The sequence below is a fragment of the Streptomyces sp. NPDC055013 genome (assembly GCF_053608645.1).
This window is the reverse complement of record NZ_JBSGVW010000010.1, coordinates 123,887-135,990: the sequence shown is the minus strand read 5'-3', so window position 1 is coordinate 135,990 and position 12,104 is coordinate 123,887. Positions and strand designations below refer to the sequence as shown.

Below are 12,104 nucleotides of genomic sequence, written 5' to 3'. Positions count from 1 at the left end.
CGGAGTTCTCTCCGGGGCGCTGTCACGCGGTATCAGCCCGTCTTGCGCCCCCACGGCGTGTCCAGCCGCTCCCACTCCGCGTCCCACTCCGCCAGCCGGCGCCGCTCCAGCCCCAGCCGTACGACCCAGGTCGACCCGAGCACGATGCCTGCGCCGGCCGCCCCGGCCAGGAGGCCTCCGGCGACCGAGTGCAGCTGCATCTCGCTCTCGGAGAGCGGCTCATTGGCGATGACGCCCTTGCGGTCCGTCCACACCTCGACCTTGCTGCCCGCATGCGACTTGGGCGGTACCCGCGCCTCGTCCGTGTGGGTCGTGCCGTCCGGGTCGGTCCAGCGAACGGTGGTCCACACGAGATGGTCGGTGGTGACCCGCGAGGCCCCGGGATCCTCCGCGTCCATGACGAGTACGGCCGTCACCTTGCGACTCTCGGCCCGTTGCTGCTCCGCGGAGGCCACGACCGCGTCCGCCGCGGCGATGCCCGCGAACAGGGCGGCGCCCACCGCGAACAGCCACCCGCACAGCACGACCCAGGCCTCGATGACGTCGCTGCGCCGCCTCAGCGGGCTGCGCCGCCACCGCCACAGCCGCACCCTCGAACATCCAGACGCAGCCATGCCGACACCCCCTTGAGCACCGACAGCACTCCTCCAGTGTGCGCCCACGTGCCGTCGGGCGCGCGCTCGGCCACCAGTTGAATGCACCCTGCAGAAGTGATCAGCTCGCGGTGCGCCGGATCCGTCCGGCGTAGCGCCTCTCCAGCTCCAGGTTGCCCTCGAACCCTCCCGGCACATTGGCCGAGACGTACACCGGCGGGCGCTCCCCGGCGGCGATGAGCAGGGCGGCAGCCTCCGCCACGGCCATCTGCACGAGCATCACGCCGGTGAGCGTGGACAGGGCGCACACCGCGCCGCCGCCCGGCAGCTCCAGCAGTGCGTCGCCGCGCGGGGCCGCGTTGTCGAGGACCACGTCGGCGAGGTCGGCGAGCTTCTTGCCGCTCGCGTGGCCCGCCGGGACGGCCCGGGTGTGGGCGAGGGAGGTGATGGCCAGGATCCGGTGGCCCTGCTCCTTGGCGTGCAGGGCCATCTCCACGATGACGTTGTTGACGCCGGAGTTGGAGATGATGACGAAGAGATCCTGGGCGTGCGGGGCGGCCAGGTCGTAGATCCGGGCGGCCACCCCGGGCTCGCGCTCCAGGAGCGGGTCGTCGAGGACGCCGGGCGCGGCCCCGCCGTACAGGACGAGGTCGGCGATGCCGAGCCGGTTGGTGGGCACCAGTCCGCCCGCCCGGCCGGCGACTTCGAGGACCATCGCCTGGGAGTGACCGGTACCGAAGGCCTGGATGACGCCGTCCGCTCGTACGCAGTCGGCGATGAGCTCGGCGGCGCGGGCCACGTCGTCGCGGGCTGACTCGGTCAGGCGGTCGAGGACGGTCATGCTCTCGCGCACGAAGCGCTGGGCGCTCACGGACTCGTCGGACACGCGTCACTCTCCGCTCAGGGACGGCACCGTTGGATTGAACCACCCTGCATGACTGCAGTGATGATTCATCGAATCATTTTCGGTCCTGGCATTCAACGTGTTCGGCAATCGGTGGCTGCTACCTTCCCCTCATGCCCCCGACGGACGTCACCACACTGATCCGCACCGAGCTGCCCCGACTGGCCGGTTCCCTGCGGAAGGTCGGCGAGTTGATCCTCGAGGATCCGGCCGCCGTCACCCACTGCTCGGCCGCCGAGCTGGGCCGCCGCACGGGCACCTCCCAGGCGACGGTGACCCGGTTCTGCCGGGCCATCGGGCTCGACTCCTACCAGCATCTGCTGATCGAGCTGGCCCAGGAGCGCGGCCGCGGCGAGGTCTCCGACTGGGGCAGCGCCGAGATCGGTCCCGACATCTCGCCCGACGACAGCCTGGAACGGGTCGTCCAGGTCGTCGGCAGTGCGGACCTGCGCGCCATCCAGCAGACCATCGAACGGATCGACCTCGACGCGCTGGAGCGGGCGGCCCAGGCGCTGGCCCGTGCCCGCCGCATCGACGTGTACGGCGTGGGCGGCAGCGGCGCGGTGGCCCAGGAGACGGAGACACGGCTGTTCCGCATCGGCTGCCAGGTCCGCGGCTGGACCGAGGTGCACGGGGCGGCCACCTCGGCGGCCCTGCTCACCCCGGCCGACGTGGCCATCGGCATCTCCCACTCGGGTGCCACGCGCGAGACCCTCGAACCGTTCGAGATGGCCAAGGAGCGCGGCGCCACCACCATCGCCATCACCACCGACCCGCGCTCACCGCTGGCCAAGGCCGCCGGCATCCGGCTCATCTCGGCCACCTCGGAGACCAGCTTCCGCACCGGCAGCATCGGCGGCAGGCACTCCGTCCTGATGATCGTCGACTGCCTCTACGTCCGGGTCGGCCAGGTCTCCTACCAGCGCGCCAGCGCCTCACTCGCCCTGACGGACCACATCACCCCGCAGCACGCGGTGAAGAGTCGCCGGGCGCGCTGAACCCGGCGGGACGGGGCTCCCCACGAGCACTCGCAGGCCGGCGCGGAGCGGGTGCGCGCCGGCGCCGCTCAACTGCCGTACCCCAGACGGGCGAGGCACACGGCACCCAGTGAGCCGTCGGCCACGCGGTCGGGGGTGAGGCCGAGGAGGCGGAGCCCGGCGGTGAGCGGCTCGGTGAGCGGGCCGTCGTCGCCGAGCAGGCCGCCGGTGACGACGATGCGCTCGCCGGGCCGGGGTTCGAGGGCGCGGACGGTGGCGGTGAGGTGGTCGGCGGCCGTTTCGAGGATGCCCGCGGCGACGGCGTCCGCGTGCCGGGCCGCGTCGGCGACGAGCGGTGCGAGCCCGGCCAGTCCGACCGGCGGCCGGTTCATCACGGCGGGGAGCAGGTGCATGCGGTAGGCCTCACGCCGGGCTCTCGTCCAGGCTCCGCCGGCGTACGGGTCCGGCGTCGCCCCCGGCAGAACGTCCTCCGGCACCTCCAGCTCCCGCCCCACCGACGCGGCCAGCGCCGTCGGCCCGCCCCGTCCGTCGGCCATACGCAGCGCCATCCGTACCGCCTCGCGCCCGATCCAGAAGCCGCTGCCGTCGTCGCCGAGCAGCCAGCCGTCGCCGCCGGCGGTCTCGGTGCACACGCGTGCGGTGATGCGCACCGCGACCGCGCCGGTGCCGGCCACCAGGGCCAGGCCGTCGGCGGGGTTGCCGGGCGCGGCGGCGAAGGCGGCCTCGCTGTCGCTGTGGATCTCGACCGTGTCCGTGCTGATGCCGAGCCTGCCCAGCGCGACGGTGAGGGCGGCGTGCGCCTTGACCCGGCCCGGTTCGTCCGGGGCGGTCCGCGAGGCACCCGCGAACCCGCCCGCCACCGCCACGACTTGGCCGCGCAGCTCCGCCGGCACGGCGTGGGCCAAGGCCTCGGCGAGGTGCTCGGTGAGCTGCGGTCCGGAAACCGTCAGGGCGTTGCCGGGGCCGGAGACGCCCTCGCCCGCGGGCTCACCATCGCCGAGGGGCGCCAGGACGGCGCGGGTGCGGGTGCCACCGGCGTCCAGGCCGACGACGTATGCACGCGCCCTCTTGGGCGAATTCTGGTTCACATCACTGTTCATCGACGACCATGGCGGTTGGTACATCCGTGACGGACCGGGCCGAGACCCGGCCCCGAGCCTGCAAGAGCGGGCCCGGCCCGAGCAGGATCTCATCCACACGGTCCACTTCGGGTGTCTTCCACCTCCGGTCGCTGAGGTCGTACGGCCGTCCTGAGTACCGTGGGCCCGCCAGCTCCCGGTGCCGTCGGTGACGCCCTCCGGCAGCCCGATGTCCACCCGCACCGCGTCGCAGCGGGCGGTGAGGTTCGGGTCGTCGACGACGCCGAGGGCGTGGGAGCCGGGGACGTCCGGGGCACCGGCATCGCGCGCAGCTCGTCCGTGAGGCGGCGCACCTGCCGCGCGTCACGGACGTTGCGGGTGAAGAGGAGGACCCCGCCGGGGCCGCGGTCGATGAGCTCCCTGAGCGTGTCCGGCACGCTCGTGGCGCCGTCGAACCCGGCGACGAGACAGCGGTGGGGCGGCTTCGTCCAGGTCGGCGGGGAGGCCGGCCGACCTGGCTGACGCGTGCTCGAAGTGGCTCACCCCGGCAATGCTCTGGCTGGGTCAGCCTGAAGTCACCCTTGCGATGGATGACTGATTCAGCAGTAGGTCCTCACGTGGACAGCTTCTTCGCCTTCCCCACGGCTTCCGCCAGCCGTTCGAGCACGGGCGCGTACCCGGCGTAGCTGAAGCGCTCCTCCATGGCCCACGGCACGGTCTGCCCCGCCTTGACCGCGGGCAGCTGCCGCCAGGTCGCCTTCGCGGCGAGCTGCTCTTCGCTCATCGACGAGGAGCGGTTGTCGACCATGATCAGGTCCGCGTGGTACTTGTCGGCGTTCTCCCAGCTCAGGAACTCCCAGAAGCCCCACTCGTCGGACTTCTTCCCCTCCACGAACTCCACGCCGAGGTCCTTGTAGTAGTTCAGGTCGACGTAGGAGTCGGGAACGGCGACGTAGAACTGCTCGTTGTCGCCGGTGATGGCCATGACCTTCAGCCCCTTGTTGGCCGCGGCCGCCGCGCGCAGGGTCTCGACCGCCTTGCCGAAGCGGGCCCTGGCGTCCGTCACCTTCTTCGCCTTCAGGTCGGCGCCGAGCGCCTCGGCGAGTTCGGCGGTGCGCTTCAGCGGGTTCAGCAGGGAGGTGCGGGCGACGCTGATGCCGACGCTGGGCGCGAGCGCCTCGATCTTCTTCCGGCTCTCCTGCGGGACGTACCAGAGGTCGGGAGCCGGGAACATGTTGCTGATCAGCAGATCAGGTCCCAGCGCCGCGTACTTCTCGACGTTGAACTGCCCCCAGTCCGTACCGAGGCTCGTCAGCTTCGCCACGTCCATGTCGCCGGCCTGGGGGTTGGGCTTGCCGTCGACCGGCTCGGTGGGCCCGAAGACGCCGTCGCACTCGATGCCGTAGTCGTACAGCGCGGCAGCGGCGCTGACGAAGGCGACGAGCGTTTCGGGCGCCTTGTCGAGGGAGACCGTACGCCCGCGGTCGTCCTTGAAGGACCAGGGACCACCGCCCGTCTCGCGCGCCTTGCCCTCGGCGTCCCCGTCCCCGCCGCAGGCGGCGAGCAGCGAGCCGAGACCGAGAGCGCCGCCCGCGGTGAGCAGTCGGCGGCGGGACATGGCTGGGACTGTGGCCATGGTTGACCTCCCCTTTCATAAAATTAAGGGAAGGCTAACCTAAGCCTCTTTGGGGTCAAGAGCCGGTGCGCTCGCAGCCGCGGGAAATACGGTTGTCCGTTGATCAACCCGGCACCTAACCTCAGCCCTCATCGGCGTGTAGCTCAGCAGCAGAGCACCGGGCTCGGGACCCGGAGGGCGCAGGGGCGGAACCTGCCACGTCGGCTTATGGACGACAACGCTGAGCAGCAGCCCCGCACCGCGGCCCCCGCCTACCCGGCGGCCCAGTTGGCCAAGGCCTTCACGACCGCACTGACCCACGAGGACGCCGACACCCGGCGTCGCGCGCAGGAGCGCGGGCAGCGCTGGCGGGCGGTCCTCGCGGGGATGGCCGCGGGGCGGCTGACGGCCGGTTCGCGCACCCCGGTGGCGGGGCTGCCGGCCTGGGTGACCCTCGAGGTGGTGCGGGGCGGCTTCGCCACCGGCACCGCGAGCGCGAGCGGCCCGCTCCAGCCGTACGAGACCGAGGCCGCGCGGCAGTTCGGGGTACCGGCCGAGCGGCGCGCGCTCTTCGCCCACTGCCTCACCGACGCGGGACTCGCCTGGCTGTGGGCGCGGCTGGACGGCGGCCACTACGAGATCGGCCTGCCCGAGGAGGCCGCGCTGCTCACGATGGCCTGGCTGGTGCGGCACGGGGAGACGTACGCGGCGCTGGATCTCGTGGCCGAACTGGAACCGTTCGCCGGCCAACTGCGCTTCCTGCCCCGGCCGGTGGAGGGCGCTGCGTCGACGGACGGCCCCGCGTCGGCGAGCGGCACGGCCGAGGCGACCGGCATGGCGGAGGCGAGCAGCACGGCGGAGGCGACCGCGCCCGTCCACCGGTACACCGTGTCCGACTCCGTCGACTCGCTGATACGTCGGCGGCCCAACGCCGCCGTGGAGACCCAGCGCGAAGCCCTCGCCGTATGGCAGCCGTTCGGGGACGAGATGCTCGTCCACTGGCTGGAGACGGCAAGGAACGGCCGGGTGCTTGAACTCCCGCCGGACGCCGACTGGTTGGCGCGCGCTGCCGCCCTGCTGGACCGCTACCGGCTGCTGGCCGCGGACCACACCCGCTGCACCAAGCACCGCAACCCCAAGCAGAACCTGGGCATTCTGCGCGGCGCACTGGAAGAGACCGTCGCCGGACGGCCGTTGGACGCGCGACGGCTCGGTCTGCTGCGGCACGCGGTGGACTCCATGGTGCGGCGACGCGGCCTGCCCGGCTCCGCACCGCACACGGCGCTGCGCCGGGAGCAGGCGCGCCAGGCGGCGCTCCCTTCCCACCACGCACTGGCCCAGCTGATGCTGCGCCGACTCGCCGCACTGCCCCAGGAAACCGGCATCACGGAGGTCACCCCGTTGCTGACGCCCGTGACGGAGCGGGAGGAACACGAGACCGGCCTGCCCACGGGGACGGAGGTCCCGCCGGTGATCCGGCAGGTGGTCGAGTCCGCGCTCAGCGCGCCGATCGGCACGCTGGTGGAGCGCGGCGTCGTCCCCTCCGCGGAGGTCCTGGCCGAGCTGGTACCGCAGTTGGTCGCCACCGCCACCGCGCAGGCGTACGGCGACGAGACGCTGCGGGCGCTGATGGCCGCGAACTACCGCGCGTTCCGCAACCGCCGCTCGCTGCTCCTGCTCAACCTGGAACGGCAGGTCCGCGTCGAGGAACTGCCCTGGGTACGGGCGGTGTCCGGGCAACGCGCCGCAGTCCTGGGCAAGCCGGACGAGGCAGGTGCGCTCACCGTGCTGCGGCAGCTGGGCGAGCTGGCGGTGCAGGCCTTCCCCGGCACGATCCTGCCCAACCCGCTCATCCGCGAGCTCGGCGTGCTCGCCCGCCAGTGCGACCTGGGCGCCCCGTTCGTGGAGGAGCTGGCCGCCGACATCTTCATGGGCACGTTCAGCCCGAAGTTCCTCAAGTCGGCGCGGCTCGCGGGCGAGTTGCTCCGCGGCACGCTGTACGAGCGCTACTACGGCATCGACTACGCCGCGATCCGCAACCTCGCGATCGCCGAGACGGGCGCGGCACTCAGCCGTTCCTACGAGGCCCGTACGTCTCCCGGTTTCGCGCGGTTGTGCACGGAGCGGGCCGGGACGGCGTCCGGGTCCGAGTTCTGGTCCGTGGCGGCGAACGGCAAGGTGACCGAGCAGGCGCAGATCCTCACCACGCACAACCTGGCCACGCTGGTCCACCGGGTGGGCATCGCCCCGCAGCCCGGCTGGTCCGACCTGGCGCGCCGCTGTTTCGACACGGTGTGCCGCCTGACCGCACAGGTACACAACAACAAGCGTCCTCTCCCCACCATCAAGGACGCGGCGTACGCCTGGCGTCAGATGCTGTTCGCCCTGTCCCTGTGCCGGCCCGACGAGCTCCGGCGGTTCCTCGCCGCCCTGGACGAGCAGACGGCCGGCCACCCCGCCCACGTCAGGTCCCGACTGGCACCCGCCCTGGCGGGCCTGGCCCTGGTCGCAGACGGCGGCAGCTTCGACACGGACGGCACGGCGAACGAGGGTCGCGCACGCCGGTTCCTGGGGTGGAGCACGGAACGGCACTGGATGCGGTGAGGGCGGGGCGCGCGAGAGGCGGGGGACTGGGGTCTGCCCTGTGGCTCATGCCGGCGGCGCGGGGCGGCGCAGCGGCCCCACGAGCCCCTCGGCGCGAGCGGCGGCGGGGCCGCATCCCCGGTCGCGTCGCTCGCCCGCCGACGTCGCTTCGGCTGCCGGACACCACCGCGTCATGCCGGACGGGCACGTTTCCCACGTCCCCTCCTGCCTCGCCCTCAAGCCGTCCGCCCGCGTCCGCGCGGGTGGGACGCGGAAGGACGACCGCGCCGTGTCCTCGCTCCCGCTCAGCGATCTCCCCGGACCGCTGCCCGCCCGCCCCGCCCCCGCCGCCACCCCCACGTCCGCCCGTCCCCGCCCCCGCTTCTCCCCCGCACGCCTCGTCCGCCACGTGCTGACGCTGCTCCCGCTCCTGCTGATCGGGGCATGGGCGGTGACCGACTGGCACACCGTCCAGGACGGCGCCCGCCGGCTCGCCTCCGCCGACCCCTGGTGGCTGCTGGCCGGATTCTTCTTCACGTGCATGGGCTGGGTGACCGCCTCGGTCGTCCGCCAGGGGGCCATACCGGAACGCCTGCCGCCGGGCCTGCTGGTCGCGTCGCAGTTCGCCGCCGGCGCCGCGAACCACGTACTGCCGGCCAGCATCGGCGCCCACGCGGTCACCCTGCGCTTCCTGCAGTACTGCGGCATACCCCTGGCCCGGGCCACCGCCTCGCTCGCGCTGTACTCGCTGGTCAAGCCGATCGCGAAGACGGTGGTGCTGCTCGGCTTCCTCGTGGCCTTCCCCGAGCTGCTGCACCTGGGCGAACTCGTCCCGGACGAGCGGACGTTGCTCCTGGTCGCCGGAGGCGTGACGGCCACCCTCGTCACGGCGGGCGTCCTCGTGACGACCGTACGACCGCTGCGCCGGCCCCTCCTCGGCTTCGTCCGCACCGCCCTGACCGACGCGCGGCTCCTGCACACCCGGCCCAGCCGCGTCCTGGCCCTCTGGGGCGGCGCCGCCGCCACCCCGCTGCTCCAGGCGAGCGTGATCGCCTCGGTCGGCTTCGCGCTGGGCCTGCCGCTGTCGTGGACGCAGGTGACCCTCGCACTCCTCCTGGCCAGCACCGCGGTCGGCGCGGTCCCGGCGCCGGGCGGCATCGGCCCCGTGGACGCGGCCCTGGTGTTCACGATGGTCACCTTCGGCGCCCCGATGAGCCTGGCCGCGGCCACCGTCATCGGCTACCGCGTCCTAACTGTCTGGGTGCCCCTGCTGCCCGGCACCCTGGTGCTCTCCGTCATGGTCCAGCGCAAGCTTCTCTGACCCACGCGCCGGGGGCGCCCGCCGCAGCCGCCCGGCATCCTCGGAGCTTTGAATAGACGCGACGACTAGTCTAGTCTCATGAGTAGACGCAACGGTAAGTCTCGTCTCTGACCTGTGTGCGTCTCCTGTTCACAACCGCTCATGAGAGGCCACACCAGTGGGGAATCCGACCGTCCGCGCCATGGACCGGACCAACGCACCAGAGAGGGTGAAGGGCGGCGGGCTCGCCGTGTTCAGCGTGGCCTTCGCCTTATGGATCACCATGGCGGGCACCACGGCGCCGACCCCCCTCTATCCGCTCTACGGCGAGGAGTTCGGCTTCACCCCCTTCACCGTCACCGTGGTCTTCGCCGTCTACGCGCTCGGCGTCGTCCTCGGGCTGCTGGTCCTCGGCCGGCTCTCGGACCAGGTGGGACGCCGCCCCGTGCTGATCGCGGCCACCTTCCTGTCCGTGTGCGCCGCGGCCGTCTTCCTGATCGCCGAGAGCCTCGGGGCCATGCTCGTCGCCCGTGTGATCTCGGGTTTCTCGGCGGCCCTGGTGACCGGCGCAGCCACCGCCTCCCTCGCCGAACGGCTCGGGCCGGACGCCCGCGTGAAGCCCGCCACGGTCGCGCTGTTCGCCAACATGGGCGGCCTGGCCTGCGGCACGCTGCTGGCCGGCATCCTGGCCGACGCCGCCCCCTCCCCACTGCGCACTCCCTGGATCGTCATGCTCGCGCTGGCCGCCATCGGCATGCTCGGGGTCATGGTGAACGGGGAGAGCTCCGCCCACCGGTCCGGCTTCTCGCTCCAGTTCCAGCCGCTGCACGTGCCGAGCGAGATCCGCTCGGACTTCCTGCGCGCCGCGATGGCGGCCGGTTCGGGCTTCGCGGTGCTCGGCGTCCTGACGGCCGTGACCGGTCTCTTCCTCGGCACGGTGCTGCACGAGACCAGCCACGCGCTGACCGGCCTCGTGGTCTTCGTCGCCTTCGCCTGCACCGCCTTCGGACAGCTCCTGGTGCGCACCCTCAAGCCGGCCACCGCCCTGCCCGCGTCCTGCCTGGGCCTGATCGTCGCCGCGGGCCTGATCGCCGCCTCGATGGCCACCGGCACCCTGGCCCCCCTGCTCACCGGCGCCGCCGTCAACGGACTGGCGACCGGCATCGCCGTCGGCCACGGCATCGGCGGCATCACCACGCGCAGCGCTCCTCAGCACCGCGGCGCCTCGGTGTCCACGTTCTTCGCCATCCTGTACGCGATGCTCGCCGTGCCCGCGATCGGCGTGGGCGTCCTGATCCGCGAGACCAGCCTGCGCCCCGCCGGTGAGACGTTCAGCGCGGTGGTCGCCGCGCTCTCCCTCGGCGTACTGCTCAGCCTGGTGCGCACCGGTCGGAAGACCGCCTGAGTCCGGTCTCCCGCACAGCGGTTCAGCCCGGGGCCCTGTGCCAGAATCTCCCCACACGCACGACTCGAAAGGTTGGCGGGACCATCAGCGCCACGCGGAAGCCAAAGCCGGCCTGCGAACAGAACCCGGTCATCAGCCGAACCGGCCCACACCGCAGCGAGAGCGTCCGGCTCGCGGTACTGCGCGCCGCCGACGATCTCCTCGTCGAGCGGGGGTTCACCGGCCTGACCGTCGAGGGCATCGCCCAGCGCGCCGGCGTGGCCAAGCAGACGATCTACCGCTGGTGGAAGTCGAAGGTCGACATCCTTCTGGACACCCTCATCGACGACGCCCGCGAGGCCCTCGAGTGGCGGACGGACGAGTCCGCGGGCACCGAGGAGAATCTCGCGGCCCATCTGCGGCGCGTGGCCGACTTCTTCGAGGAGCCGGCGGGCCAGGTACTCCAGGCCCTGCTCGGCCAGGCCCAACTGGAGAGCGACACGGCCGTGTCGCTGCGGGAAGGCTTCCTGAAGGAGCAACGCGAGCGCGACGTGACCGGCCTGCGCGAGCTTTTCGCCCACGACCACGAACCGGTCGTGGACGAACGGACCCTCGATCACCTGGTGGACCTTCTGCTCGGCCCGCTGTACTACCGCGTGCTCGTGTTCGGCGCAGCCATCGACCAGGAGCTCGTGGACACCACGGCCCGGCTCGTCCTGACCCTCGCCCGCGAGTCGTCGGCCGCGTCTCCCTGACGGACCGTTGCACATGAGTGGCCCCCGGCGCTGCCCGCCGCGGGCCACTCTTACGTCACGCGGCGCGCCGACCTACTCCTCCCCCACCCGCACCACCGCCACCGTGATGTTGTCGGGCCCGCCCGCCTCGATCGCGGCCTTCCACAGCTCGAACGCCGCCCGCCCGTCGTCGTGCTCGCGCAGCACCTCGTCCAGTACATCGGTGGGCACCGGGTCCGTGAGGCCGTCCGAGCAGATGAGGTAGCGCTCGCCGGGGGACAGGGGAAGGGCCGTGACATGGGGATGGACGGCCCGGTAGGCGGGCGAGCCGCCCAGGCACTGGGTGACCAGTGAGGTGCTGCGCCCGGCCGGGTGGGAAGGGCTGTCGTCGACGCTCACCTGGCGCAGTCCGTCGCCGTCGGCCGCGTAGACCTGGCTGTCGCCCACGTTGAACACCAGCAGCGAGTCGGGCTGCACGACGACGCCGGCGATCGTCGTCCCCATGGCCTCCAGATCGCCGCCCTCGTCCCCGCCGGCCGCCTGGTACACGGCGCGGTTGCAGGCGTTCAGGGCGTCCCGGACGGCGACCTCGCTGGTCAGGGCGGGGCCGAGTTCGGCCATCCGGCGGGCGACCAGCGCACTGGCCACATCACCGCCCGGATGCCCGCCGAGCCCGTCGGCGACGGCCACGACAAGGGGTGTGCCGAGCGGGAAGACCAGGGTCTGCGGACTCTCGGTCACGGTGGCGCACAGCGTCCACGGCCCGACGACGAGGCTGTCCTCGTTGCGCTCGCGCAGCAGTCCGGGATGGCTGATCGCACTCACAGCGACGTACGGCATGCAGCGCCACCGCCTTCCGTACCGGACTCACCGAACTGACCGCCGGGGCCGGACGTCCCCTTCGAGTCTAGGAA

The 12,104-nt window shown here is 72.5% G+C and carries 10 protein-coding genes, 1 tRNA gene and 1 pseudogene; 6 read left to right on the top strand and 6 right to left on the bottom strand.

Features of this window, described 5'->3' with window-relative positions; all coding sequences use genetic code 11:
* Positions 1 to 32 precede the first annotated feature (32 nt).
* Both ACWGDB_RS15560 and ACWGDB_RS15555 read right to left on the bottom strand, forming a co-directional pair.
* A complete protein-coding gene (locus ACWGDB_RS15560; RefSeq protein ID WP_451172231.1) occupies positions 33 to 614 on the bottom strand; it encodes an Rv1733c family protein in 582 nt (193 codons plus the stop codon).
* 100 nt (positions 615 to 714) lie between these two features.
* Positions 715 to 1,479: a sugar isomerase domain-containing protein gene (locus tag ACWGDB_RS15555; protein ID WP_453822919.1), complete on the bottom strand. Its 765-nt coding sequence runs from the start codon at positions 1,477 to 1,479 to the stop codon at positions 715 to 717.
* A gap of 131 nt (positions 1,480 to 1,610) precedes the next feature.
* Between ACWGDB_RS15555 and ACWGDB_RS15550 the strand changes: the two genes are divergently transcribed.
* Positions 1,611 to 2,495 carry a MurR/RpiR family transcriptional regulator gene (locus tag ACWGDB_RS15550; protein ID WP_427839420.1) on the top strand — a complete coding sequence of 295 codons (885 nt, stop codon included), beginning with the start codon at positions 1,611 to 1,613 and terminating at the stop codon, positions 2,493 to 2,495.
* A 68-nt stretch (positions 2,496 to 2,563) separates the two neighbouring features.
* On the opposite strand, the gene ACWGDB_RS15545 is transcribed toward ACWGDB_RS15550, so the two are convergent.
* The 3 genes and pseudogenes from ACWGDB_RS15545 to ACWGDB_RS15535 all read right to left on the bottom strand — a co-directional run bounded on the left by ACWGDB_RS15545 (position 2,564) and on the right by ACWGDB_RS15535 (position 5,210).
* Positions 2,564 to 3,595: an N-acetylglucosamine kinase gene (locus tag ACWGDB_RS15545; protein WP_453823029.1), complete on the bottom strand. Its 1,032-nt coding sequence runs from the start codon at positions 3,593 to 3,595 to the stop codon at positions 2,564 to 2,566.
* 228 nt (positions 3,596 to 3,823) lie between these two features.
* Positions 3,824 to 4,117 (bottom strand): annotated as a pseudogene (locus tag ACWGDB_RS15540) (sugar hydrolase); the annotation flags it as partial.
* Between the two features lie 70 nt (positions 4,118 to 4,187).
* Entirely contained in the window at positions 4,188 to 5,210 is a 1,023-nt protein-coding gene (locus ACWGDB_RS15535) for an ABC transporter substrate-binding protein (protein WP_453822918.1), read from the bottom strand.
* Between the two features lie 132 nt (positions 5,211 to 5,342).
* Here ACWGDB_RS15535 and ACWGDB_RS15530 point away from each other — a divergent pair.
* From ACWGDB_RS15530 to ACWGDB_RS15510, 5 genes are all read left to right on the top strand, one after another.
* Positions 5,343 to 5,414: transfer RNA gene (locus tag ACWGDB_RS15530), tRNA-Pro, on the top strand.
* A 3-nt stretch (positions 5,415 to 5,417) separates the two neighbouring features.
* A complete protein-coding gene (locus tag ACWGDB_RS15525; RefSeq protein ID WP_453822917.1) occupies positions 5,418 to 7,793 on the top strand; it encodes a hypothetical protein in 2,376 nt (791 codons plus the stop codon).
* A 268-nt stretch (positions 7,794 to 8,061) separates the two neighbouring features.
* A complete protein-coding gene (locus ACWGDB_RS15520; RefSeq protein ID WP_453823028.1) occupies positions 8,062 to 9,093 on the top strand; it encodes a lysylphosphatidylglycerol synthase transmembrane domain-containing protein in 1,032 nt (343 codons plus the stop codon).
* A gap of 181 nt (positions 9,094 to 9,274) precedes the next feature.
* Positions 9,275 to 10,477, top strand: a complete 1,203-nt coding sequence (locus tag ACWGDB_RS15515; RefSeq protein WP_453822916.1) for an MFS transporter — start codon at positions 9,275 to 9,277, stop codon at positions 10,475 to 10,477.
* Positions 10,478 to 10,608: 131 nt separating this feature from the next.
* A complete protein-coding gene (locus ACWGDB_RS15510; RefSeq protein WP_453823027.1) occupies positions 10,609 to 11,211 on the top strand; it encodes a TetR/AcrR family transcriptional regulator in 603 nt (200 codons plus the stop codon).
* A 72-nt stretch (positions 11,212 to 11,283) separates the two neighbouring features.
* On the opposite strand, the gene ACWGDB_RS15505 is transcribed toward ACWGDB_RS15510, so the two are convergent.
* Positions 11,284 to 12,030, bottom strand: a complete 747-nt coding sequence (locus ACWGDB_RS15505; RefSeq protein WP_453822915.1) for a PP2C family protein-serine/threonine phosphatase — start codon at positions 12,028 to 12,030, stop codon at positions 11,284 to 11,286.
* Positions 12,031 to 12,104: the final 74 nt, after the last annotated feature.